This window comes from Pontibacter amylolyticus, from assembly GCF_014638845.1.
Taxonomy (GTDB): Bacteria; Bacteroidota; Bacteroidia; order Cytophagales; family Hymenobacteraceae; genus Pontibacter; species Pontibacter amylolyticus.
Map to the genome: position 1 here is coordinate 143,036 of NZ_BMFP01000005.1, position 26,172 is coordinate 169,207.

Here is a 26,172-nt window from a genome sequence, read left to right on the forward strand (position 1 = left end):
TTTAGCTAAAAAAGCAAACAGTCTTAACGCTGCAATACCTGCTAACACAAAAGGTCGCCAATGCCTTCTGGTTTCTCATACACTTGTTCCGAGGCGATCAAAAGTAGATGATGGCTCGATTTCAGAACCAATCGTACAGCAACGCAGTACCAATACTTCAGTAATTATGTCGCAACCGTGCAGGGCGCTTTTCGCCAGGTAAGACAAACAAGGTTTAGCTTGCCACCATCTGTGACAGAATGACAGGCAAAACAGGTATAAAATGCCTTGGCACATACCTTGATAGATTGCTACCAACAGTAAAAAAGAAATTGTATTTGAATCATTATAAAACTATAGAATGGGAAAGATAATTGGTATTGACTTAGGTACAACCAACTCCTGCGTTGCCGTAATGGAAGGCAACGAGCCAGTGGTTATACCCAACAGCGAAGGCCGCAGAACTACTCCGTCTATTGTCGCGTTTCTGGACGGCGGCAAAGGCGAGCGTAAGGTGGGTGACCCTGCCAAACGTCAGGCAATCACAAACCCGCAAAACACAATCGCTTCGATCAAGCGCTTCATGGGCCACAGCTACAACGAGGTGAGCGAAGAGGCCAAGCAGGTGTCTTACAAAGTGGTGCAGGGCGGTAACAACACCGTGCGTGTAGAGATCGGCGACCGCCAGTACACACCACAGGAGATCTCGGCGATGGTGCTTCAGAAAATGAAGGCTACGGCCGAAGATTACCTGGGCACTACAGTAACAGAAGCCGTTATTACTGTACCGGCTTACTTCAACGACGCACAGCGTCAGGCTACCAAAGAAGCCGGCCAGATCGCAGGTCTTGAAGTGAAGCGTATCATCAACGAGCCGACGGCAGCAGCGCTTGCCTACGGTTTGGACAAGAAACACAAAGACCAGAAGATCGCAGTATTCGACCTTGGTGGCGGTACTTTCGATATCTCTATTCTGGAGCTGGGTGATGGCGTGTTTGAAGTACTCTCTACCAACGGTGACACACACCTGGGTGGTGACGACTTCGACCAGAAGATCATCAACTGGCTGGCTGACGAGTTCAAGAACGATGAAGGCGTGGACCTGCGTAAAGACCCTATGGCCCTGCAGCGTTTGAAGGAAGCCGCTGAGAAAGCGAAAATTGAGCTTTCTTCCTCCACTGAGACAGAGATCAACCTGCCTTATATTATGCCTGTAGACGGCGTGCCGAAACACCTGGTGCGCAAACTGACGCGCGCTAAGTTCGAGCAGCTGACAGATGACCTGATCCGTCGCTCTATGGAGCCATGCAAGAAGGCGCTTCAGGATGCCGGTCTGTCCACTTCTGACATCGACGAGGTGATACTGGTAGGTGGTTCTACCCGTACTCCTAAAGTGCAGGAGGAAGTAGAGAAGTTCTTCGGCAAGAAGCCTTCTAAAGGTGTGAACCCGGATGAAGTAGTGGCCATCGGTGCTGCGATTCAGGGTGGTGTACTGACAGGTGAAGTAAAAGACGTGCTTCTGCTGGACGTAACCCCGCTTTCACTGGGTATCGAAACCATGGGTGGTGTAATGACCAAACTGATCGAGTCGAACACGACTATACCTACGAAGAAGTCTGAGACTTTCTCCACTGCTTCGGATAACCAGCCATCGGTTGAGATCCACGTACTGCAGGGTGAGCGCCCAATGGCGAAAGACAACCGTACGATCGGTCGTTTCCACCTGGACGGCATTCCACCAGCACCACGCGGTGTTCCGCAGATCGAGGTTATCTTCGACATCGACGCCAACGGTATCCTGCACGTAACAGCAAAAGATAAAGCCACCGGCAAAGAGCAGAAGATCCGCATTGAGGCTTCTTCTGGTCTGAGCGAGCAGGAGATCGAGAAAATGCGCCAGGAAGCCGAGGCTAACGCCGAAGCTGACAAGAAGGCGAAGGAAGAGATTGAGAAGCTGAACGCAGCTGACTCGATGATCTTCCAGACCGAGAAGCAGCTGAAGGAGTACGGCGAGAAACTGTCTGAAGGCAACAAGTCTAACATCGAAACTGCGCTGGGCGAGCTCAGAACAGCACACGGTGCCAAAGACATCGCAGGCATAGACCGCGCCATCGAAAACCTGAACAACGCCTGGCAGGCAGCCTCACAGGAGATGTATGCTGCCGGTGGTGGGCAGGAAGGTGCTGCAGCCGGTAACGGCCAGCAGGCTGGCGGTCCGCAGGGCGCTACCTCTGACGATGGCGGCGTAACCGACGTAGACTATGAAGAAGTAGACGGCAAGAAGTAAGCATTAACTCAAATTATACACAGAATCCCCTGTTGGGCCTCCCGACAGGGGATTCTTTTTTATACCTGTCTGTGGAGTAGCAAACTAACCTGCGCTTCCTTATAAAATTTCAGTGGGTGGAATTCCAAAAATATTTATTTATCCCTATATTTCATGAACATTCTACAAACCATGAAAACAATCCACCTCACCATCTTGGCCCTGCTAGTAGCTAGCAGCGCCTTTGCCCAACTCCAATCAGGTAACAGGTTCGCCGGTATACAGGTAGGTGCGGGCTTTTCCAAACCCGACGAGTTCAGTAAGGTCACCTCATTTGAGGCAGCTTCTTCCGCGGGCTACTTTATCCAAGACAAACTGGTAGTTGGCCTCAGTTATGGCTATCAATATGCTGCAAACCGTCAGGAAAGGTGCTCAGCACCGGGCAGTTCGAGTATGTTTTATCATTACGAGAGCAAAACCGTAGCCCACTCTTATAACATAGGCCCTATGGTCCGTTACTATGTTAGCCTGGGCAGTAAGTTTGCCCTGTTTGCAGAGGGCACTGCTGGCTTTGCCCTGATCAGCAAAAGGGCGGAGCAGAATTCGATAGGCACCGGGCAGTTCGGTGACCCCACGGGTGGCTCACAAACCTCTTCAACGTCACGCTCAAAGGGACTCTCGCTATACGGCACCTTGTCTCCCGGACTCGTCTTTTTCCCGAGCGACAGACTGGGCATAGAACTAAAGGCTAACCTCCTGAACTACCAATCTGGTTTTGACCGGGGAAGTGACACAGAGGCTAAGCTGAGTGCAAGCAGGATGAAACTTGGTATAGGGTTTTACTTTTGATTATGATGACTCTATATATTTTATAAAACTTATTCAGAACACCTGTATATAGTTGTTAATATCTATATTTACTTAAACCGATCATTCAAATTAAGCTGATGAAACAACTCTACCTGACCCTTATTACTTGTTTATTCATTTCGCAGGCCTTCGCCCAATCAGATTTTCGCCCGGGTTACATTGTCCAGAATGGCGACACTGCCAGCGGCTTGGTCGACTACCGCGGTGCGCAACGCAACACGCACCAGATCTCCTTTAAAAGCAACAATGATGCTAAACAGCAGGACTTCACACCGACTCAACTACAGGGCTATGGTTTCCGGCAAGAGCAGAAGTACTATGAATCTAAACTGGTGCCGGCTTTTGATACCCTGAACACAGAGCAAACACTTTTTGCACAGCTGCTGGTTAAAGGCAAAGCTAACCTGTACCTCTTGCGTGACCAAATGCAGAAAGACCGCTTCTACATCTCCAAAGACGCAGAGCCGCTCAAGGAACTACGAGTGGAGGATTTTAAACAAAAGAATATGCAGGAAGGACGCAAACTAGGCCATACCAACCTCATGCGCCGTGAGCTTTATAAACCGCTTCTGATGCAAACTTTCCTGGACTGCAATTCTATTACCGAAGCTGATGTAGACAAGGTAGTTTTGGGCCTTACCTCGCTGTCGGGTATCGTGAAGAAATACAATGAATGTGTTGGCCAGGAGGAGTACAGCAAAGTACCCAAGAAAGTACGTGTTGCACTGGGACCCATTGCAGGCATAAGCAGTTCGACGCTTGCTTATAAGATAGAAAATTCGGATCAGAATTTCGACAACACATCGGTTAAGCCTGTGTTTGGCGCCTCTTTTAACTTTTCGGTGCCTACCATCAGCGAGAAGCTGTCGTTACAGGTAGAAGTGCTGTATGCTCCTAATTATTTTGAAGCGAGCTTACAAGATGATCCGATGGTGCCGGGTGTCTCCACCAGTGAAGTCTGGCTTGAAGTAAAACATGTGAAAATCCCTGTTCTGGCCCGCTATACCTACCCTAAAGGGGTGATCAGACCGTACATCAACATCGGCCCGGTCATTAACCTGGTGGCATCGCAGGAAAATGAGATGACTACCACATCTACCTTTGGCAGTTCAACGCGCACAACTACAAAACCTTTCCTGGAAGATGATGGTTTTCTGACGCTTTCCGGCGGCGTGGCAGCCGGTTTAGGTATCTCTTACCCGGTTTTCGACAAACCGCTTAGCCTGGAAGCACGCTACGAAATCAACGATGGCGTGTCACGCTATACAAGTCATTCTACGAGCATCAAGAGCATGTCTCTGGTACTGTCATACAAACTATAGTTCTGGCTGAAGATCCCTACCGCATAGTTGCTTAGGTATAGCAGCGGATAAAGAGGACTGCAGTGTTTATACTGCGGTCCTCTTTGTTATCGGGAGAGGCCATGCGTTAGGCATACGCAGATCACCGGGACGCAGCTCCACAGGGTGCATCATTTGTTCTTCAGGCTGATTTCAGTCTTCTCTATCCCCTCAGGTGCACCGCTATCTGTATTGGCTTCTATTTTTAGCAGTCCCTCATTTTTCCAGGCATAAACTCTATATTTGTTTATCTATATTCAACGCGAACTATCTTTAAAACAGCTTAATGAAACAGTTTTACCTGATCTCCCTTCTCACATTCTTAGTTGTTGCGCCCACTTTCGCTCAAAAAGATTTCCGGGCAGGCTACATTGTCCGAAACTCCGATACACTGCAGGGCTATGTGGACTATCGGGGAGCGGTCCGCAATTCCAAAACTACTACTTTCAAGGCTAACCTGAGCGCTCCGGAGCAAGCCTACTCTCCTGACCAATTGGCTGGTTATGGCTTTGTTAAAGAAAACAAGGTATACGAGGCGCAGACTATACCTGGCGATGGGGAGCAGCCGGTGCAGCGTTTATTTCTGCAGGTGCTGACAAAAGGCAGAGCCTCTCTTTACACCTATCGGGATGATTTGGACCTGGACCACTTTTACCTGTCAAAAGACGGAGGTGACCTGGTAGAACTCAAAGAGAATGTCTATAACAAGAAAGACCCTAAGACCGGCAAAACCTTCCGGATGGTGGATAAGCTATACCTTGGTGTGATGGGGTCAGCCTTTGCCGACTGCCCCACTATGTCAGAAGAGCGGTTTAGAAACATAACATTCCGACATAGCGGCCTGACCAAAATAGTCAATGACTACAATGAATGCATGGACAGCAACCAGTATGTGCAGCCATCCCGCAAAACGAAAGTAAAACCGTATCCTGTGCTCTTTTTCTCAAAGCCCGCGCTGCAAATGACAGGAGAGCACCCTTATTCAAAAGCTTCGTTCCATAACACCGGCCTGGGTTTGGGAGGCGGAGTAGCCCTGGAAGTTGCCAATCCTGCCATCAGCGAAAAGCTAACCCTGATACTGGAGTTGCTCTACACCCCTTATCACTTCGAGGGTGTAATCAAAGATGTGAATAACTCAGGCAGAACCACGCAACACGACATCCTCCTCGATCTGCACTACCTGAAGGTGCCTGCGCAACTGCGCTATACCTTTCCCAAAGGCAAGCTCAGACCCTTTGCCAGTGCCGGGATTTCTTATTCTTATGCGATCAGCACAAACAGAGTAGAAACCAAAAACAGCACCTTTCATAACACCAGCTATACCGAAGTGTCAGAAGCCATGCCAGGCAGCATTTTTAAGCAGTACATGTTTGGCGCGCAGGCAGGTATAGGTGTGCTATACCCCATGCAAAACAGGGCACTGCTCATCGAGACAAGGTATGAGACGACAGAAGGTATATCCAACATCCGAAGCCTTGCCAGCAGTGTTAAAGGATTCAGCATCATGGCAGGGTATAGGTTTTAGTACTTACAGAAAGGACCACAGTACTTATACTGCGGTCCTTTCTGTAATTAAGATAGGCTATACTTTAATCCAGATCACGGTCACCGCGCCGTAGCTCCTCTACCGAGCGCATCACCTTGTCTTTCAGACCAACCTTGTACTTCTCCAGCTTATCCGCCACGGCGGCGTTGGAGGTGCCAATGATCTGAGCGGCGAGTATACCTGCGTTCAGGGCACCGTCTAAAGCAACAGTAGCCACCGGCACGCCACCCGGCATCTGCAGGATCGACAGTACGGAGTCCCAGCCATCAATGGAGTTGCTCGACTTAACTGGCACGCCGATTACCGGAAGTGTCGTGATCGAGGCCACCATGCCGGGTAGGTGGGCTGCGCCACCGGCTCCGGCGATGATCACCTTCAAGCCTTTTTTTCGGGCCTGCTCGGCATACTCAATCATGCGGTGTGGGGTGCGGTGGGCCGACACGATCGTAATTTCAAAAGGCACGCCCAGGTTTTCCAGGATCTCAGCCGCCGCTTCCATCACTTTCATGTCAGACTGGCTGCCCATGATAATGCCTACCAGTGGCTGCGTAGTTGTAGTTTCGTTAGCCATATTATGCGATTACTTTGATTACGTTTTTAACAGATTCTGCCCGCTGCTGCGCCTCTGCCAGATCAGTGCCCAGCACGGTGATGTGGCCCATCTTGCGGGCGGCGCGGGTATATTTCTTGCCATACAGGTGAATGTAGACGCCCGGCACGGCCAGGGCCTCCTGCAGCCCTTCGTATTTCGCCTCGCCATCGTAACCAGGCTCCCCCAACAGGTTGAGCATCACAGCGGCGCTCTGAATGTCGGTGCTGCCCAACGGCAGGTTGAGGATGGCGCGCAGGTGCTGCTCGTACTGGGAGGTATAGTTGGCCTTGATCGTATGGTGCCCGCTGTTGTGCGGGCGCGGCGCTACCTCGTTCACCAGTATCTGCCCGTCCATGGTCAGGAACATCTCCACGGCCAGTATACCCACCATATCAAACGACTCGATCACGCGGGTGGCGATCTCGATGGCCAGGCGCTGCAGTTTGTAGGGCACGTTGGCGGGGGCAAAAAGGGAGTCCACGAGGTTGTGCTCCGGATGAAAGCTCAGTTCCACCACCGGGAAGGCCGTTACCTGTCCGCTGGCGTTGCGGGCCACGATCACAGAGATCTCCTTTTCAAAATCCACCAGCTTTTCCAGCACTGACGGCTCGGCAAAGCCCTTGCCCAGATCGGCCTCACTCTGCAGTCTTGTTACACCACGGCCATCGTAGCCTTCGCGGCGCAGTTTCTGAAAAGCAGGAAGAAAATCGGTGTTGGCTTGCAACTCACCAGCGTCTTTCAGGATTCTGAAATCGGCGGTAGGTATAGCGTGTTGCTTATAAAATTCCTTTTGAAGTCCTTTGTCCTGGATGGTGCGTACCGTTTTGGAATCCGGGTATACCTTCACGCCTTCCTGCTCCAGTCTCTCCAGCGCATCGGCGTTTACGTGCTCGATCTCGATGGTGAGGATGTCGCAGTTCTTGCCAAACTCGTACACCGTGTCGAAGTCGCGGAAGCTGCCCACGAAGAACTCGTGGCACACGTCTTTACAAGGTGCGTTTTCGTCCGGATCGAGCACCAGGGTATAGATATTAAAATCGAGCCCGGCTTGAATCAGCATGCGGCCCAGTTGTCCGCCGCCCAGTATCCCGAGCTTTACCTCTCCTTTCATAGTATCGTTGCTTAGGGTGTTTTCTACCCAAAATTAAGGATAATGTTTTAATCGGCCTGTCTTCCGGCGCATTTCTATACCTGCTGTTCACACTTCTTTGTTTTTATATTGATTAAAAACTATATTGTTGGTTATACGTTTATCGCACCTATGGAAATTATCCTTGCCACACTTTCTGCCCTCTTCTCCGTCGTAAACCCCTTTGGAGCCATGCCGGTGTTCCTGACGCTTACCCAAAACGACAGTCCTGCCCATCGTAACCAACAGGCGCTCAAGGCCTGCCTCTACATGGTCGGTATACTGGCCGTCTTCTTCCTGGCCGGGCAGTACGTGCTCAACTTCTTCGGCATCCGCATCCACGACCTGCGCATTGCAGGCGGGCTGATGATCATGAAAGCAGGATTTGACCTGCTAACCCCGGGTGGCAGCAATAAAAAAGTGTCGCCGGATGTGGTGGAAGAAGCGCAGCACAAGGAGGATATTTCCTTTACCCCGCTGGCCATGCCGATGCTTTCCGGTCCGGGTGCCATTGCCGTGAGTATTGGTCTGTTTACCACCTCCCTCTCCTACTTCGACATGGTGCTGATCCTGATCGGCATCATTTTGCTGGCCGCGATCAGCTATGTAATCCTCCGCTTTTCGACACAGCTGACCCGCTTCATGGGCAAGGCAGGTCTGTCGGCGCTCTCCCGTATCATGGGCTTTATCGTGCTTTCCATCGGCGTGAATTTCATCGTGTCAGCTATCTACGCGTTGTTTTTGTCATGATCACGTCCTCTTAACAATCATACAACACGGCGGTAACGCAGACGTAATTTCACCGCCATAGCTTTGCATCAGAAAACAACCTGACCAAGCTATGGAAATGATGCTGGCCACTTTTTCGGCCCTTTTTAGTGTGGTGAACCCCTTTGGGGCGATGCCTGTTTTTTTGACGCTCACCCAGGACGATACCCCCTCGAATCGCAACCAGCAGGCGCTTCGGGCTTGTATTTACATGGCGCTTATTCTGGCCGTCTTCTTCCTGGCCGGGCAGTACGTGCTCAACTTCTTCGGCATCCGGTTGCACGACATCCGCATTGCGGGCGGGCTGATGATCATGAAGGCGGGCTTCGAGCTGCTTTCCAGCAAGGCACACCGGGGCAAAAAGGTGTCGAAGGGCGTGATGAAAGAAAGTATGCAGAAAGAAGACATTTCCTTCGCGCCGCTGGCTATGCCCATGCTTTCCGGTCCGGGCGCTATTGCCGTGAGCATTAGTTTATACTCTGATGCGCTACAGTTTACGGATCTGGGCCTGGTGGTAACTGCCATTGTTGCGCTGGCTTTGGTTGCCTACCTTATCCTTATCTTCTCGCACCAGTTGCTGCAGTTCATGGGCAAAGCCGGTTTATCAGCACTCTCCCGCATCATGGGTTTCATCGTACTGTCGATTGGCGTCAATTTTATTGTGACAGGTATACAGGAGCTATTTTTCGTCTGAATTAAGCTTTTCAGTCTTGGAAAAAGATGAATAGGACTGAATCACCTCCATAATGGACAAACTGAACGATTATCCTGCCCCTCCCGAATCAAGTCGGGGATCTTTGACTTCAAAGGGGGACTTTATTGAAGCTGTCACACAGCAGGTATAGCATTGTCACTTCAGCATTCTGTGCACGATCCAACACACCCCTGTCCCTTTCAAGAGGGGATTTTCTACTACAGCCACTTCACAGGTATAGGCCTCGTAGTTACAGCAGCTTCATTGCAGTACCGGGTCCAACCACCCCTGCTCCTCCTTGTCAAAGGAGGGGAGTCCGTAACTGCCAATCTAAAGGTATAAGCGTTGTAGTTAATTACCCCATCCCAGCCTTCCCCTTTTATCGAGGGCCCCTACCCCCAGAACAGGGGAAGGAGCGGTGCATGATTGACATCCCCCTGCCCCCTTCAAAGGGGGACTTCAGTCTTTGCCAGTGTCACGTATAAGCTTCGTTGTTTCTGTTATGGCCACTGGCACACATCGAAAGAGTAACTTGCACCTAAGCTACAATGTAGACAACTGTGCCAGGTGCACAAAATGACAATACACTGTTCGAGCAGTCAGCGAGTTTGTATTGTCTTGATTTTTTTGCCTACTTTTTTCATCAAGGAAAAAAGTAGGGCCCGCCCGGCCAGGGCAAGCTACAAAGCAATACTAGCTGCTATACCTGCAATAACAGTTGCTACAAAGCAGCTATACCTGGGCCAGAGACCCCACCTTATTAGTCACGAGCAAGCATACTCACACCATCACCGCTATACCTGCAAACCCCGCTGGACAGGCGAAAATAAAACCTAACATTCCTCCCCAACTAAGAGTACAACTTTTAACCATGCGCTATACCCCTTGTCCTTTTGATGATAACAATCATCTTCCGACAGTCGGTATTTTTAACGTATCTTTGTGCCATGCAACTGAAGAATGACCTGCTTATAAGAGCCGCCAAAGGAGAGACTGTAGAACGTACTCCGGTGTGGCTGATGCGCCAGGCCGGCCGCATCTTACCTGAATACAGAGCTGTACGCGAAAGCCTGAGCGGATTCAAGGAACTGGTGGAAACACCGGATCTGGCCGCTGAAGTGACCATCCAGCCGGTGGATATCCTGGACGTGGACGCTGCCATCATTTTCTCTGACATCCTGGTGGTGCCTGAGGCAATGGGCTGTACCTATGAAATGGTGGAGAAGCGCGGTCCTTGGTTCCCGAAAACCATCCGCACCGAAGCCGACCTGGCCCGTTTACGCGTAGCCGACCCGCACGAGCACCTGGGCTATGTGCTGGAAGCCATCAAAGTGACCAAAAGAGCCCTGAACGGACGCGTGCCGCTTATCGGTTTTGCCGGCGCGCCCTGGACGATCCTGGCGTACATGGTGGAAGGAAGCGGCTCCAAGACATTCTCGCACGCACGCGGTTTGCTCTACACCAATCCGAAACTGGCGCACCAGATGCTGCGCATGATCACCGATACCACCATTGCCTACCTCAAAGCGCAGGTAGAGGCGGGTGCCAACCTGATTCAGGTATTCGACTCATGGGCAGGAATTCTCACACCAGCACACTACCGGGAATTTTCATTGCCTTACATCAGCGAGATTTGCAATGCCATCAACGATGTGCCTGTAACCGTTTTTGCAAAAGGCGCTTTCTTTGCAATGGAAGATTTCAGCAAACTCAACTGCGAAACCATCGGCCTCGACTGGAACATGGATATCAAGACATCCAGAGCCCAGCTTGGTCCGAACAAGACGCTGCAAGGCAACATGGACCCTTGCCTGCTTTATAGTTCTTTCGAGACTATCCAGCACGAAACCATCAAAATGCTGAAGGAATTTGGACCACAGCGCCACATCGCCAACCTCGGCCACGGCGTATACCCTGACACCGACCCGGAGAAAGTGAAATGCTTCATTCAGACGGTGAAAGAGTTTGGCAGCGTCATAAAGAATTAGAAGGTCCAGAAAAAGCCGTGATCAGAGCCATCCTTCTAACCATATCCTTACTTAGCTCCATCACCGCTCTTGCGCAAAAAGACTCCACCATGTCGGCAAATCCCGAAGTTCACTTTGACGGGTTTGCCGACATTTTTTATGCCTATGATTTCAACAAGCCTACGGCAAGCTACCGGCAACCTTTCCTTTACAACCACAACCGACATAATGAATTTAACCTGAACCTGGGGTTGCTCAGGGCTAGCGTGGAGCACGGCAGGTATAGAGGGGCATTGGCGCTACAGGCAGGGACGTATGCCTCCGACAATTATGCCGCTGAAGAAGAGGTGCTGCGCCATGTATTCGAGGCCAACGCAGGTATAGCACTGGACAGGCAGACGAAGGTATGGCTGGATGCGGGCATCATGGGCTCCCACATCGGGTTCGAAAGTGCCCTTTCTGCCGATAACCTGACGCTGAGTCGCTCCCTGCTGGCTGAGAACTCACCCTATTATTTATCAGGCGCGAAGCTGGCCTATACCCCAACACCAAACTGGACGCTAGCTGCTCTGGTCGTGAACGGGTGGCAGCGGATTCGACGGGTGCCGGGCAACTCACTGCCTTCCTTCGGCACGCAGGTGAACTATGCGCCACACGACAACCTGGCTCTAAACTGGAGCACCTTTATCGGTACCGACGATCCGGATGCTACCCGGAGAATGCGCTACTTTAACAATTTGTACGGGCAGTTTGGTATAGGAGAAAGAACCACCCTGATCGCTGGATTTGACATAGGTATACAGCAACAGAGCAAAGGCAGTAGCCGCTATCATACCTGGTACAGTCCGGTTTTGATCGCGCGCTATAAGATGCATGACATGTGGGCGCTGGCCGCCCGTGCCGAGCATTACTCAGACAAACATGAAGTGATTATAACAGCTCCGGTCGGAACTACTGGCTTCCGGGCAACCGGCTTTTCAGCGAACGCGGACTATAGTCCCCAACCTGGCGTTATCTGCCGCTTGGAAGCTCGCTGGCTGAAAGGGCAGCATAACAACTTCGAGAAAGGAACTGCCGCAACAGCAAGTAACCTCACCCTCCTCTCGTCCATCGCCCTCCGCCTTAGCAGGTAATTAAATCCCTCCAAAATTTTAACCCCCAGACTCTCCTACCCGACTGGTACATGAGTTTCCGGATACTTGTAGGCAGTGGTACTAGCGCGGGTACTCAGGGCGAGGGCTAAAGTTAGTGTGCCTACTCTACCCATAAACATCGACAAGATGATGATCCCCTTTCCAGCATCCGAAAGCCCCGCGGTTATACCTGTGCTCAGGCCCACCGTGGCAAAGGCCGACACCTGTTCAAAGGCCAATCGGAAGATATCGAACTGCGAGTCGGTGATGGTGAGGATGAACAGGAAGAAGATATTGATCATGGCAGCGAACGTAAACACTGAGAAGGCCTTGTAAGACACTGAGTGTGGAATCGTTCTTTTCCCTATCTCCACATTCCGCTTACCGCGTATGGTTGCCCACACCGAGAGTAGAATGATGGTGAAAGTGGTTGTTTTAATACCGCCGCCGGTAGATCCTGGTGAGGCGCCGATGAACATCAGGAAGATGAACATCAGCAGCGTAGGTACGTTTAGCGCCGAGATGTCGACCGTATTAAAGCCTGCCGTACGGGTGGTTACGGCTTGGAAAAAAGACGCAATCACGGCTTCCACAAAGCTGAGTTGGGCCAGTGTGTTATAGTACTCCAGCAGAAAAAACCCTATTGTGCCCATGGCAATCAGGGCAGCAGATGCGAAAATGGTGATGCGGGTAAGCAGGCGCCAGTTTCTCCAGGGCCTTTCCAGGCGCGCGCGCATCGACTGCGGTGACAGCACATCAAGGATAGTCGGGAAACCGATGCCACCGAAAATAATCAGGCCAGCCAACGTCAAGTGGATCACATAAGAAAACCGCACAGGCTCGGTGTACAAACCCTCAGGAAAAAGCGATAGCCCGGCGTTACAGAAAGCCGACACCGCATGAAATACAGAGAAGAAAATTTTACTGCCCAAACTCTCAAACTGCACTTCCTGTCCCCATGACATAAAAATGATCACTGCTCCAATAGCTTCTATGGAAAAAGTCATCACCACAAGTTTACGCAGCAGGTTTTTTGTGGAGAACAGTGATTCGCTTTCCATGATCTCGTACATGGCTACGTGCTGTTTTATACCTACGCCCTGGCGCATAAGCGTGGCAAAGAAAGTGGCGAAGGTCAGGATACCCAATCCTCCCAGCTGCACCAGCATAAGGAGCACCACCTGTCCCGAAAAGGTGAAATAAGTACCCGGATCCACGACTGCCAATCCTGTTACACAGGAAGCACTGGCTGCCATAAAGAGGGCATCAATAAAACGCATGCTGCCCGGAGTGGTGATCATGTTGGGCATCATCAGCAGTCCTGCACCGACCAGTATCAGAAACAGGAAACTCAGCAGAAAAGTGATGGTAGGCTTGAACTGCAGGGTTTTGAGGTGCACACGGGTTTCGAGCAGCTCCACTACCAACAGAAACAGCATAAAAAGCGACACCGCCACCCGGTATAACTCCACGGATAAGGAGATGCCCAGGCGGTCGAAAACTGTGTATATCAACGACTCCTGCAGGCCGTAGGTGCTTACCTCATGAACCAGTATAACGGCCATGAGGATCCCCTCAAACCATGTGCGCTGCAAAAATTTCTTTCGCTCGAAGGCGTAGAGGATCCGCAGCAGGTAAATGACTACAAAGATCGACAGGATGATATCGATGGCGTTGAACAGCAACTGGATTGTAGCAGGTTTCTGTGCAATGCCGTGCGCATAAATGAGCAAGCCCACTGAAACCAGCGTGAGCAGGTAAGTCGTTCGGCGCATGATGGCATACGCCTTTAGCTTGCTACCATATAGCGCCCTGTTGAGGCTTTCTGTACTCATATAGCTCCTTGGCTTTTAGTAGTTTCTACCACTCCTGCCTTTTGTGAGTATTCCATTCTCATATCTGCTCCTTCATACGTGGTAGCTTTCCTTAACCGATCGAAAGATGTGTATCCGGATATTTATAGGCAGTAGAAGGCACCCGCGTACTAATAGCGAGCGCCAGCGTGAGCGTGCCCACCCTGCCAATGTACATCGACATAATGATGATCGTTTTGCCTACATCGGAAAGGCCGGCCGTGATGCCTGTGCTCAGGCCCACCGTACCGAAAGCCGATACCTGCTCAAACGCCAGGCGAAGAATATCAAATTGCGAATCCGAAATAGAGAGGATAATCAGAAAGATGATGTTGAAGCCCACCGCAAAGGTGAACACTGCAAAGGCCTTGTAAGAAACCGAGTGTGGGATAGTTCTTTTCCCAATCTCGATGTTTCGCTTTCCCACGATCGTTGTCCACACAGAGAGGATGATTACCATAAAGGTGGTCGTCTTGATTCCGCCGCCCATCGAACCCGGGGATGCCCCGATGAACATCAGCATCATCATGATCAGCAGGGCCGGCACCGAGATGGCTGACATATCTACCGTATGGAACCCGGAGGAGCGGGTAGTGGCTGACTGAAAAAAGGACGTGATGAGCGCCTCCGCAAAGTTCAGGTGAGACAGCGTGTTGAAGTACTCCAACAGGAAGAAGGTAACGGTGCCAAAGGCCAGCAGGGCGGCCGAAGTATAGACGGTCACGCGTGTCATCATCTTCCAGTTGCGCCAGGGCATTGCCATCCGGATACGCATGGCGTTCGGTGAGAACACATCCAGCATAGTCGGGAAACCGATGCCGCCCAGGATAACCATTGCCGCGATGGTCAGGTGCATAACATAGGCGTTTTGCAGCGGATTGCTGTATAGCCCTTCCGGAAACAGGGAGAGGCCCGCATTACAGAAGGCCGACACCGCATGAAACACGGAAAAGAATATCTTGCTCCCCAGTCCTACAAACTCCACTTCGTTGCTCCAGGTCGCAAAGATGATCACGGCCCCCACCGCCTCTATGGAGAGCGTCATCATGATCAGTTTGCGCAACAGGCCTTTTGTGAATGAGATAGATTCGCTTTCCATGATCTCGAACATAGCCACGTGCTGCTTTATGCCTATGCCTTGCCGCATGAGCGTTGCAAAGAAGGTGGCAAAGGTCATCACGCCCAAACCGCCCAGCTGCACCAGCCCCAGCAGCACCACTTGCCCTGCAAATGTAAAGTAGGTACCCGGATCCACGACTGCCAGCCCGGTGATGCACGAGGCACTGGTTGCCATAAACAGCGCATCGATGAAGCGCATGCCATCCGGGTCGTTGGTCATTTTGGGCAACATGAACATGGCGGTGCCTATAGCGATAAGCATAAGAAAACTCATCAGGAATATAACAGCCGGTTTTACCTGCAGGGTTTTCAGGTGCACACGGGTCTCGAGCAGCTCCACTACCAGCAGCATAAGCATGTAGAGCGAGACCAGGAGACGGTATACCTCTACGGAAAGCGGCATCCCCAGGCCCTCAAAGATATTGTAAATGACAGGGAAGTTGAACAGGTAGGTCCCTATATGGTTGATCAGAATAAGGCCCATCAGCATACCTTCGAACCAGGTCCGCCGCAGAAACTTTAACCGCTCAAAGCCATACAGAATACGCAACAGGTATATCAGGACAAAGACGCCAAGTATGGCGTCGATGGCGTAGAAGATAAGCTGCAGGGTATCGGGGTCTGTTACAACACCGTGCGCATACAGCAGTAGACCTATCGCCACGATGGTGAGCACATAGGTTGTGCGGCGCATCAACATGTATGCCCACAGTTTACTGCCGTATAAGAGCCTGTTAAGCTGTTCGGTGTTCATGGGTTTCGTACAGCCTGTTCACTTTTGCTTCCTGGAACAAGCGGTTTCTGTCGACAGGCACCACGCCCACCTGTTCGCACACCAGTCCGCCGCCCAGGTTGCTCAGGCCGGCCATAAAAGGCAGCGAAGTTTTCAGCGCCATGCACAGCGCAGCAATACTGATCACCGTATCGCCGGCTCCGGACACATCGGAAATAGCACGGCGGTGGGCAGGTATATAAGTTGTCTTTTCGCCATCGGCCACAAACACGCCCCGCTCCGAGAGCGTGACCAGCACTTGCCCGGTCGCGAGTTTGGTTTGCAGCTGCGCCACGGCTTCTTCAAAAGCAGGCAGATTCTCGTCCGGGAAGTCTACTTTCAGGCCTTCTTTTAGCTCTTTCAGGTTGGGTTTGAAGAGCGTGCAGCCTTTGTAGCTCAGGAAGTTTTTCTTTTTCGGGTCTACCACGCTCGGGATGCCCCGCTCGTTGGCCAGCTCGATGAAGCGGGCAATGTTTTGCTCTGAGAACACGCCTTTGTCGTAGTCCTCGAACACGATCACATCGGCGCGCTCGAGCAGCTTCAGGTAATGCTCCTCCAGCCGGCGCTCTTCGTAATCGGCCAGGTTGTGCTCGATCTCAGCGTCGACGCGCAGCAGTTGCTGACCACCGGCTATGATGCGGTGCTTGATGGTGGTCATCCGCTCGGGGCTCTGCACGATGCCTTCCGTGGACAGGTTGCGCTCCTCCATCAGACGCAGGAAATCGCCGCCATCCGGGTCGTCGCCGATCACGGAGCAAAGGAGCGGCGTCGCGCCCATGGCCTGCACGTTCAGGGCCACGTTAGCGGCACCGCCCAGGCGCTTCTCGCGCTTCACCACGTTCACAATCGGCACGGGTGCCTCCGGTGAAATGCGCGTTGACTTGCCCCACAGGTATGAGTCGATCATCACGTCGCCCACAATAAGCACGGTCAGGCGGTCGAATGCACTGAATAGATCTTCTAAATTGGTATGCTGATTCATTATTGCAATTTGGAGAGGCTCTCCTTAATACGACGGAGCGCCTCAATTAATTTATCATCGGATGTAGCGTAAGAGAAACGGATGCACTGCGGTGCACCGAAGGCCTCGCCACTCACCAGCGCCACATGCGCGTCGGTGAGCAGGTATAGGCTCAGGTCCAGTGCGCTGCTGATCGTCTGTCCGTTGTAGCTTTTGCCGAAGTAATAACTCACATCCGGGAAAATATAAAAAGCGCCGTTCGGCACATTGGTCTTGAAGCCGGGTATACCTTGCATGATCTCCAGCACCAGGTCACGGCGACGGCGGTAGGCATCGCGCATTTCCAAAGCCGATTCGTTGCCCCCGAGCAGTGCCGCATGGGCCGCTTTCTGGGCAATGGAGCAGGTGCCGGAGGTGATCTGGCTCTGCATTTTGTCGCAGGCAGCCGCAATGTCTTTGTGTGCGGCAATATAGCCCACGCGCCAGCCGGTCATGGCATAGCCTTTCGAGAAGCCGTTCACAGTAATCACGCGGTCTTTAATAAAATCGAAGCCGGCCATGCTGGCGTGCTTTCCGCCAAAGTTGATGTACTCGTAGATCTCGTCGGCGATAACGTATACCTGCGGATGTTTCTCCAGCACTTTGGCCAGCGCCAGTAGCTCCTGCTCGTCGAACACGGAACCGGTCGGGTTGCAAGGCGAAGAGTACATGACCACTTTGGTGTTGGAGGTGATCGCATTCTCGAGTTGTTCTGGTGTAACCTTAAAATCATGTTCCAGGCTACCCTGCAGTGGCACAGGTGTACCCTCGGCCAGTTTCACGATCTCCTCATACGACACCCAGTAAGGCGAGAAGATGATCACCTCGTCCCCCGGATTCACCAAACACATCACCGCATTGGCAATGGACTGCTTGGCCCCCGTCGACACCACGATGTTCTCCGGACCGTAATCCAGGTTGTTGTCGCGCTTGAACTTGTCGGCAATGGCCTGGCGCAGCGCCGGGAAGCCCGGCACCGGGGTATAGAAGGTGAAGCCTTCGTCAATGGCCTGTTTGGCGGCATCTTTGATATATTGAGGCGTTTGGAAGTCGGGCTCCCCGAAGCTCAGGTTGATGATGTCGAATCCCTGCGCCGCCAATTCGCGGCCTTTTTTGGCCATCGCGATGGTCTGCGACTCCGACAGCGCCATGATTCTGTCTGAAAGTATGTGTGATGCTGAGTTCTGCATGCTTCTTCTGAATTAAGCTCCAAAGTTAATATAATGCAAGAGATTTCCATTGGAATAGAGGTTGTTTTACCTCACCCAGCTCCCGCCCCAAAACAGGAGGGGGAAATTGTGCAAGATCCGGACAGGTCGCGACCTGTCCCTACACGTACATCTGTAATGTCATACTGTCTAAATCTTTAAATAGGGCCCCTATCCCCACGGATTGACAGGATTCTCATGGACGATTTCCATGCCCCTGGCCTCTTATAAGGGGGACTTTCCGGCCACTGCTTACCTTTCTGTCATCCTGGAAGGATCTTGGTTGAGGGAGGTTAGTCAGTTGCTATGACACACCCCTACATCTTCTAGAGGGGAATCTGCTACTACCATTTCACAGGTACAAGCGCTGTAGTTTCTTTTGCAAATACCGGGTCCAACCACCCCTAACCCCTCCTTGTCTAAGGAGGGGAATTCTGCAGCTGCCATTTTGAGGTATAAGCATTGTAGAATCTGTTACAGTCCACTGGCAGGTATAGAAGACATACTTGCCCCGGAGGCTATGAAACAAACAGCATCAGCCAGGTGCACCATTGACGATTTTGTGTTTGAGCGGTCAGCGAGTTTAAAATCGTCTTGACTTTTTTGCTTACTTTTTGTGTCAAGACAAAAAGTGAGTGCCCGCCGCACAGGCGAAGCGATGAAACAAGTCAGATCGCTATACCTGCAAAAAGCATTAGCTACAGAGCAAAGTAAGCTATACTTATACCTATACAAATACAAAAAGGACATGCTCTTCGCATGTCCTTTCCCAGCCATTATAAGCCGTGACTTTTAATTCTTCCCGTAGGAGGTGCGCTCTATAATACTACGCCCCAGGGTAATTTCATCGGTATATTCCAGCTCCCCTCCTACCGGCACGCCACGGGCAATGGTGGTGATGCGCACCTGGTGGTCGCGGAGTTTGCGGGTCAGGTAGAAGGCAGTCGTGTCGCCTTCCATGGTCGGGCTGATCGCCAGCAGAATCTCTTTTACTTCGGAGTTCGGCAGGCGCTCCAGCAGCGAGTCGATGTGCAGATCAGACGGGCCCACGCCTTCGATTGGGGAAATCACACCACCCAGCACATGGTACAGGCCTTTGAACTGTGACGTATTCTCGATGGCGATCACATCGCGGATGTCGCTTACCACGCAAAGCAGGCTGCGGTCGCGCAGGGGGTTCAGGCAGATGCTGCACACCTCGGTGTCCGAAATATTGTGGCATTCCTTGCAGTGCTTCACCTCGGTACGCATTTTCACGAGCGCCTCGGCCAGCAGGAACGTCTCTTCGGACTCCTCTTTGAGCATGTGCAGCGCCAACCGCAGGGCAGTCTTGCGCCCTACGCCCGGAAGCTTGGCCAGCTCCTCGACGGCGTTTTCAATCAGTTTAGACGGAAATTCCATTCAACCTCCCGCTACTCGATGTTGGCTGAAAGGTCTTTGTCGTGGAGGGCGGTGCACATACCTGTCAGCTCCTCGTAAGACCCTACTTTAACGGTGCACTTGCCTTTGTAGTGGATCAGCAGTGTGCATTGCTCCGCCTGTTCCGCCGAATGGCCGCATACCTTGATCAGCGTAGCGATCACGTGGTCAAAGGTATTCACGTCGTCGTTATACACGATCAGGTTGCGCAGATCGGTGCTCTCTTCGAGCAGGGCCACCTCATCCTGATGTAAAATTTGAGTCTCAATATTCATGGTGCAAAATTACGAATTTTTATGGAGCTACGGAAGCGGAAAGCACTATAAAAACAGCCTCCCGGCAAGCTCCGATTATTCAAAAAAGGTATAGTTTTTAACAATCCGGAGCCGGGCTTAATTCCTGTGACGTTGATTATTTGCAGGTATAAATCACACCTTCTCTGTCATTTTGAACACGAGTGAGAAATCTGGTTTATTGAGAATCAGAGTGAACCTTTAGATTTCTCCCACCGGTCGAAATGGCAGGTATTCAAAACAGGTATAGCAGATGATTGTTTTCCCGTCACCCCATCTTGAACAGCACCCCAATTTTCCCTAGTTTTACAGGTATAGCCGTTGCGGTTGCAACCATAGCAAAACCCTTCCGTTCTGGCTTTATCATTATTTTGCCTGATTAACCTATGCCGACCGTCTCTACTGGTTTTAAAAAAGCTGTCAAGCAGCTGAGCGACAAAGAAAAGGAAGCCATCATCCTCAAGGCCGCCCGCCGCGACGGGGAGCTGTACGATCTGCTGGCCATCGAGCTGGGCGAGCTCACGCCGGAGGAGGCCTATGAACAGACCGCCGAAAAGATACGCGAGCTGATGATGGACACCACCGGCCGTTACCTGGGCCGCGCCCTGACCAAATCGCTGCGCAAGTCGGCCAAGGAGATTGCCCGTTTCAAGCGCATTACTAAGGATGTGAAACTCGAAACCGACCTGCACCTTTACCTGTTGCGCCTAATTTTCGACAACTTCACCGGCCAGTTCGACAGCTATTACAAAGCCTTCTATACTGCCACTGCCCGCCTCCTGCAGCGCACCATCCAGCTGATTCGCAAGAACCTGCACGAAGATTACCACCTGGAGTACAAAGACGAGCTCGATAGCTTCCTGGAGCAGATTCACAGCCGCAACAAGCCGCTGAGCTTTGATTTGCCGCGGGAGTTTGTGGTGGAGTAAGGTATAGGAATCAATTTAACTGTAGGGACAGGTCGCGACCCAATGCTTTCAACTTAAGTCTTTTTTGTCATTCCGACAGAATGGAGGAATCTGAAGTATTGCCATTGCGTGGAACGAATCCAGATCTCTCCATTCTGTCGAGATGACAATCTAAGCGCCTTGCTTTTTTGGATGTCTACATCCGAAAACCATCTGTCGGGGATATCCTTATCCCCATGCCTGCAAGGCACAACTTACATCCTAAAGGTATACCTAGAAATAAGCTTTCATTGTATATTAAACATTCGGAAAGAAAATAGAAAGCAGGGTAACTTTGCGTTTCCTCCCTTCCGCCAAGATTCTTCCAGAATGACAGGTATAGCTGCTGACAAGGTATAGCTCATAGCACCACCATCGCGCGGACAGGTCGCGACCTTTCCCTACGCCCCATATTCCTCCAACATCATCATTCCTGCTCACCTCTTTAAACCTTTTCTGATTTCTCCCCTCAAATCCTTAAATTTGAGAATCTAACCTAATCTAATCGACTAACACCCTGTCATGAAGAAGCATACCTATTGGAGTATGTTCCTGGCGGCGGCGCTTGCCTTACCTTTGGGCACAGCCACGGCGCAGGACAAAAAAGACAACAAGTGGAACGTGGAAGAAGCCCGCGGACCGCAGAAAGAAATTACCGTAACAACCGACGAAGGCACCTGGATGAGCCTGGACGTGAGTCCGGACGGCAAGGAGATCGTCTTCGACATGCTCGGCGACATCTACATTATGCCGATTACGGGCGGCAAGGCCAAAGTGCTCCGCACCGGCCGTGCCTACGAAGTGCAGCCCCGTTTCAGCCCCGATGGCAAGTTCATCTCCTTCACTTCCGATGCAGGTGGCGGCGACAACATCTGGGTGATGAAGCGCGACGGTTCCGACGCCAGGCAGATCACCAAAGAAAACTTCCGCTTGCTCAACAACGCCGTTTGGACACCGGATGGCGAGTACCTGATTGCCCGCAAGCACTTTACGGCCTCCCGTTCGCTGGGTGCCGGCGAAATGTGGATGTACCACCGCTCAGGCGGCAGCGGCGTGCAACTGACCAAGCGCAAAAACGACCAGCAGGACGCCGGCGAGCCGGTAGTGTCGCCGGACGGCAGGTATGTGTACTTCTCTGAAGACATGAGCGGAGGCACCACGTTTGAGTACAACAAAGATCCGAACGGCCAGATCTATGTGATCCGATGCGTGGACCGCAACACAGGCGAAATCGAGAATGTGGTGACCGGCAACGGTGGCTCGGTCCGTCCGGTTATCTCCCGCGATGGCAAGCAACTGGCTTTCGTGCGCCGCGTGCGCACCAAGTCGGTCCTTTTCATCCACGACCTGAAGACAGGTGAGCAATGGCCGATCTACGATCAACTAAACCACGACCAGCAGGAAGCCTGGGCCATTTTCGGCGTATACCCGTACTTCTCCTGGACGCCTGACAACAAGAGCATCGTATTCTGGGCAGGTGGTAAGATCAACAAGATCGATGTAGCTTCTCAGAAAGTAACTAACATTCCTTTCGAGGCGACGGCCACACACCACATCGCGGAGGCTGTGCGCCACGATTTCAGCAAGGCAGGTGTATCGCCTGATCAGTTTACTGCCAAAGCCATCCGCCACGCGGTGACTTCGCCTGACGGCAAGCTGCTCGTGTTCAACGCGGCCGGTCATATCTACAAAAAAGAACTGCCGAACGGCAAACCGGAGCGCGTGACCAATGGCAAGGATTTCGAATTCTACCCGACATTCTCACCAGACGGCAAGACCTTGGTATTCTCTACCTGGGACGATGAAAACCTGGGAGCGCTCGTGAAAGTGGACATCCGCAAGAAGAACGCGAAGCCTACCAAACTGACCTCTGAGAAAGGCTTCTATACCAACGCTACCTTCTCGCCAAACGGCAAGCTGATCGTGTACAGCAAAGATGGGGGCAACAACCACATGGGCTATGCGCATGGCAACGAGCGTGGTCTGTATTACATGACAGCCGACGGTAAGAATCCGAAGCTGATACAGAAGAGCGGCTTCAACCCGCTGTTCAACGCTTCGTCTGACCGCATTTTCTTCACGGGAGGCGGCGGCGGTAAGTATACCTTCAAGAGCGTGGACCTGAATGGAAAGGAGGAGCGCACGCACTATACCTCTACCTACACCGACCAGTTCTACCCTAGCCCGGACAACAAATGGCTGGCTTTTGTAGAGCTGTTCAACGGCTACGTGGTGCCTTTCTCGGCCAACGGAGCAGGCATGGAACTGAGTGCGGAGACGAAGGCACTGCCAGTGGCCCGCTTCACCAAAGATGCCGGTACGAGCGTGCATTGGTCAGGCGACAGCAAGAAAGTAAACTGGGTGCTGGGCGATGAGTATTTCTCCAACGATCTGAAAAACCGCTTTGCTTTCCTGGAAGGCGCTCCTGAAAAACTGCCTGCCATTGATACGACAGGTATAAAAATCGGACTGGAGTTTAAAACAGATAAGCCACAGGGCAAAGTAGCCTTCACCAACGCCCGCATCATCACCATGAAGGGTGATGAAGTGATTGAAGGCGGTACGATTGTAGTGGATGGCAACCGCATTGTGTCGGTTGGCAAAGGCATCGCCGTACCGAAAGATGCGAAGGTCATCGACGCCAGCGGCAAAACCATTATGCCAGGTATTGTAGACGTACACGCGCACCTGGGCACTTTCCGCAACGGCATGAGCCCGAAACAGCAATGGTCCTACCTGGCCAACCTGGCTTATGGTGTAACGACTACGCACGACCCATCTTCTACCACAGAGATGGTGTTCAGCCAGTCAGAAGCGGTGAAAGCAGGCCACATGGTGGGTCCACGCATTTACTCTACGGGTACGATCCTGTACGGAGCGGATGGCAACTTCAAAGCCGTAGTGAACAGCCTCGACGATGCGCGTTCGCACCTGCGCCGCATCCAGGCTGCGGGTGGTTTCTCGGTGAAGAGCTACAACCAGCCACGCCGCGAGCAGCGCCAGCAGATTATTCAGGCGGCCCGCGAACTCGACATGACCGTGGTACCGGAAGGCGGCTCGACCTTCTTCCACAACATGAGCATGATCCTGGACGGTCACTCCGGCATCGAGCATAATATCCCGGTTCATCCGCTCTACAAAGACGTGGTGGAAGTATGGAAAGCTTCTAAAACCGGCTATACCCCTACCCTGATCGTAAACTACGGCGCGACCAGCGGCGAGTACTACTGGTACCAGAACACCAAGGTATGGGAGAAAGACCGTCTCTTGAAATTCACACCACGCTCGGTGATCGACGGTCGCTCACGCTTTGTGATGCAGGTGCCGGACGAAGAGTACCGCAACGGTTACTTCAAAACATCCGAAGCCTGTAAGGCCCTGACCGACGCCGGTGTGAAAGTGAACCTCGGTGCCCACGGACAGTTGCAAGGCCTCGGCGCGCACTGGGAACTGTGGATGCTGCAGCAGGGCGGTATGACCAACCTGGAAGCTCTGCGTGCAGCGACGCTGAACGGTGCTGAATACCTGGGCATGGGCAAAGAGATCGGCTCGCTGGAAACTGGCAAACTGGCCGACCTGATCGTGCTGGACCAGAACCCGCTGGAGAATATCCAGAATTCGGAACATGTGCGCTACACCATGGTAAACGGCCGTCTGTTTGACGCTGCTACGATGAATGAAGTAGGCAACCACGAGCGCAAGCCGGGCAAATTCTGGTGGGAAAACAATAAGTACGCTGCCGCCTTTGACTGGCACGAAGGTACTGACACCCGTGTGGAAGGTATAGCCGGCGAGCACTGCACCTGCCGTCACTAAGATTTCAAGGTATAAATTAATAAGGAACGAGCCGCCTCACATAAGGCGGCTCGTTTTGTTTATTGTCAGAATCAGGATTTACAGGATTAATAAATTAGCAGGATTTTCACCTCCCCCTAACCACCTCTTAAAAACAGGAGGGGAATTTTTTGAAGCTGTTGGGTTCAAGCACCATTACCCAACTCCCAAAGCAAGTCCCGGATCATTACCTTATTAAGTAGGTAAGCCCATAAGAATAATATGGGCGTATCAATGCTATAAAAAACTTATAATCAGGAAACAACTTGCGAATCCAAAATAAACTATTAATTTAGTTTGAAACTTAAGCACCTGTAAGATGCCGCCATACCTGTATAGTTTTCTTTTTATGATACTTACGGCCTGCGGTTCCAAAGCAGAGCAGGTGACAGCAGAAGTTTCTGAAGGCATAACAGAGACCGAAGTGCTAGTCAATCCAGTAGGAAAGACAATAGCAGAGAGGTTTTCCCCACCCAACGGCTACTCAAGAGTGATGCAGTCCCAAAACAGCTATGGCGCTTACCTCCAACACTTCAAGCTAAAACCGCACGGCGCTCAGGTGCACTACTACAATGGCGAAGTGAAAACCAACGATGGTATTTATGATGCCGTGCTTGCTATTGATGTAGGCAACCGCGATCTGCAGCAATGCGCCGATGCCGTGATGCGCTTGCGAGCCGAGTATTTGTATGGGCAGGAGCAATACGATGCCATTCACTTCAACTTCACGAGCGGCTTCAGAGCCGACTACAGCAAATGGCAGCAGGGGTATCGGGTCATTGTGAAGGGGAATAATTGTTCCTGGGTAAAAAAGGCCGCCCCTTCAACAGCCTACGCTTCTTTCAAGGAGTATCTACAAGTGGTGTTTGCCTATGCCGGCACGCTGTCGCTGGAGAAAGAGATGAAAGCGGTCTCGATGGATGACCTACAGGTCGGCGATGTGTTCATCAAAGGAGGAAGCCCGGGCCATGCCGTGATTGTGATGGACGTAGCTGTGCAGGAGCAGACAGGAGAAAAACTGTTTTTGCTGGCCCAAAGCTACATGCCCGCGCAGGAAATCCATATCTTGAAAAATCCGACGAACCCAGGTATAAGCCCCTGGTACAGCACCAACTTCAAGGGTCCGCTCATCACCCCCGAATGGACTTTCCAGAAGAGTCACTTGAAGCGGTTTTAGAGTGTAGAAGTTTTTAATTTCCCTCTCGCGGCCAGAAAGCCATTGCAACATCGGGTCCAACCACCCCTGCCCCTCCTTATCCAAGGAGGGGGCTTCTGCCACTACTACTTTACAGGTTATCTGTTTTATAGCACAGACCGCTGGCAGGTATAGCAAGACTAACTTGCATCTGAGCTATAAAACAGATAACCTGAGCCCGGTGCAAAAACGACGATTTTTTGTTTGAGCGGTCAGCGAGTTCAAAATCGTCTTGACTTTTTTGCTTA

The 26,172-nt window shown here is 51.8% G+C and carries 19 protein-coding genes; 11 read left to right on the top strand and 8 right to left on the bottom strand.

What is annotated here, in order from left to right:
- Positions 1-340 precede the first annotated feature (340 nt).
- From dnaK to IEV97_RS13595, 4 genes are all read left to right on the top strand, one after another.
- Positions 341-2,266: a molecular chaperone DnaK gene (gene dnaK, locus IEV97_RS13580; protein ID WP_188502031.1), complete on the top strand. Its 1,926-nt coding sequence runs from the start codon at positions 341-343 to the stop codon at positions 2,264-2,266.
- A 171-nt stretch (positions 2,267-2,437) separates the two neighbouring features.
- Positions 2,438-3,094 carry an outer membrane beta-barrel protein gene (locus IEV97_RS13585; protein ID WP_188502032.1) on the top strand — a complete coding sequence of 219 codons (657 nt, stop codon included), beginning with the start codon at positions 2,438-2,440 and terminating at the stop codon, positions 3,092-3,094.
- A gap of 98 nt (positions 3,095-3,192) precedes the next feature.
- The gene (locus IEV97_RS13590) at positions 3,193-4,437 is read left to right on the top strand and encodes a porin family protein (protein WP_188502033.1); all 1,245 of its coding nucleotides are present in this window, start codon (positions 3,193-3,195) and stop codon (positions 4,435-4,437) included.
- Positions 4,438-4,741: 304 nt separating this feature from the next.
- A complete protein-coding gene (locus tag IEV97_RS13595) occupies positions 4,742-5,980 on the top strand; it encodes an outer membrane beta-barrel protein (protein ID WP_188502034.1) in 1,239 nt (412 codons plus the stop codon).
- A 64-nt stretch (positions 5,981-6,044) separates the two neighbouring features.
- Here the strand turns inward: IEV97_RS13595 and purE are convergent, their stop codons facing one another.
- On the bottom strand, positions 6,045-6,572 hold the full coding sequence (gene purE, locus IEV97_RS13600) for a 5-(carboxyamino)imidazole ribonucleotide mutase (RefSeq protein ID WP_188502035.1): 528 nt from the start codon (positions 6,570-6,572) through the stop codon (positions 6,045-6,047).
- A gap of 1 nt (position 6,573) precedes the next feature.
- The gene (locus IEV97_RS13605) at positions 6,574-7,704 is read right to left on the bottom strand and encodes a 5-(carboxyamino)imidazole ribonucleotide synthase (protein ID WP_188502036.1); all 1,131 of its coding nucleotides are present in this window, start codon (positions 7,702-7,704) and stop codon (positions 6,574-6,576) included.
- Positions 7,705-7,854: 150 nt separating this feature from the next.
- On the opposite strand from IEV97_RS13605, the gene IEV97_RS13610 reads away from it, so the two are divergent.
- The 4 genes from IEV97_RS13610 to IEV97_RS13625 all read left to right on the top strand — a co-directional run bounded on the left by IEV97_RS13610 (position 7,855) and on the right by IEV97_RS13625 (position 12,284).
- Positions 7,855-8,472, top strand: coding sequence for a MarC family NAAT transporter (locus tag IEV97_RS13610; protein WP_188502037.1), 618 nt, complete (start codon positions 7,855-7,857; stop codon positions 8,470-8,472).
- Positions 8,473-8,563: 91 nt separating this feature from the next.
- Positions 8,564-9,184: a MarC family NAAT transporter gene (locus IEV97_RS13615; protein ID WP_188502038.1), complete on the top strand. Its 621-nt coding sequence runs from the start codon at positions 8,564-8,566 to the stop codon at positions 9,182-9,184.
- Between the two features lie 947 nt (positions 9,185-10,131).
- Complete coding sequence (gene hemE, locus IEV97_RS13620; protein ID WP_188502039.1) at positions 10,132-11,172, top strand: uroporphyrinogen decarboxylase; 1,041 nt, start codon at positions 10,132-10,134, stop codon at positions 11,170-11,172.
- Between the two features lie 17 nt (positions 11,173-11,189).
- A complete protein-coding gene (locus tag IEV97_RS13625; RefSeq protein ID WP_229733942.1) occupies positions 11,190-12,284 on the top strand; it encodes a porin in 1,095 nt (364 codons plus the stop codon).
- A gap of 35 nt (positions 12,285-12,319) precedes the next feature.
- Here IEV97_RS13625 and IEV97_RS13630 read toward each other — a convergent pair whose 3' ends face one another.
- The 6 genes from IEV97_RS13630 to IEV97_RS13655 form a co-directional block, all read right to left on the bottom strand.
- Positions 12,320-14,119 (bottom strand): TrkH family potassium uptake protein, encoded by a 1,800-nt coding sequence (locus tag IEV97_RS13630; RefSeq protein ID WP_188502040.1) that lies wholly within the window; start codon positions 14,117-14,119, stop codon positions 12,320-12,322.
- A gap of 91 nt (positions 14,120-14,210) precedes the next feature.
- Positions 14,211-16,010: a TrkH family potassium uptake protein gene (locus IEV97_RS13635; RefSeq protein ID WP_188502041.1), complete on the bottom strand. Its 1,800-nt coding sequence runs from the start codon at positions 16,008-16,010 to the stop codon at positions 14,211-14,213.
- Complete coding sequence (locus IEV97_RS13640; protein WP_188502042.1) at positions 15,991-17,010, bottom strand: bifunctional heptose 7-phosphate kinase/heptose 1-phosphate adenyltransferase; 1,020 nt, start codon at positions 17,008-17,010, stop codon at positions 15,991-15,993. The genes IEV97_RS13635 and IEV97_RS13640 overlap by 20 nt, the downstream gene beginning before the upstream one ends.
- Complete coding sequence (locus IEV97_RS13645) at positions 17,010-18,218, bottom strand: pyridoxal phosphate-dependent aminotransferase (protein WP_188502043.1); 1,209 nt, start codon at positions 18,216-18,218, stop codon at positions 17,010-17,012. Before IEV97_RS13645 ends, IEV97_RS13640 begins: the two co-directional genes overlap by 1 nt.
- Positions 18,219-19,028: 810 nt before the next feature.
- Positions 19,029-19,637: a recombination mediator RecR gene (recR, locus tag IEV97_RS13650; protein WP_188502044.1), complete on the bottom strand. Its 609-nt coding sequence runs from the start codon at positions 19,635-19,637 to the stop codon at positions 19,029-19,031.
- 11 nt (positions 19,638-19,648) lie between these two features.
- A complete protein-coding gene (locus IEV97_RS13655; protein ID WP_188502045.1) occupies positions 19,649-19,930 on the bottom strand; it encodes an ATP-dependent Clp protease adaptor ClpS in 282 nt (93 codons plus the stop codon).
- 404 nt (positions 19,931-20,334) lie between these two features.
- Here IEV97_RS13655 and IEV97_RS13660 point away from each other — a divergent pair, with 404 nt between their 5' ends.
- From IEV97_RS13660 to IEV97_RS13670, 3 genes are all read left to right on the top strand, one after another.
- Positions 20,335-20,877 carry a hypothetical protein gene (locus tag IEV97_RS13660; RefSeq protein ID WP_188502046.1) on the top strand — a complete coding sequence of 181 codons (543 nt, stop codon included), beginning with the start codon at positions 20,335-20,337 and terminating at the stop codon, positions 20,875-20,877.
- A gap of 564 nt (positions 20,878-21,441) precedes the next feature.
- Complete coding sequence (locus tag IEV97_RS13665; protein WP_188502320.1) at positions 21,442-24,711, top strand: amidohydrolase family protein; 3,270 nt, start codon at positions 21,442-21,444, stop codon at positions 24,709-24,711.
- 337 nt (positions 24,712-25,048) lie between these two features.
- Positions 25,049-25,906, top strand: a complete 858-nt coding sequence (locus tag IEV97_RS13670; RefSeq protein ID WP_188502047.1) for a DUF4846 domain-containing protein — start codon at positions 25,049-25,051, stop codon at positions 25,904-25,906.
- The last annotated feature ends 266 nt before the right edge of the window (positions 25,907-26,172 follow it).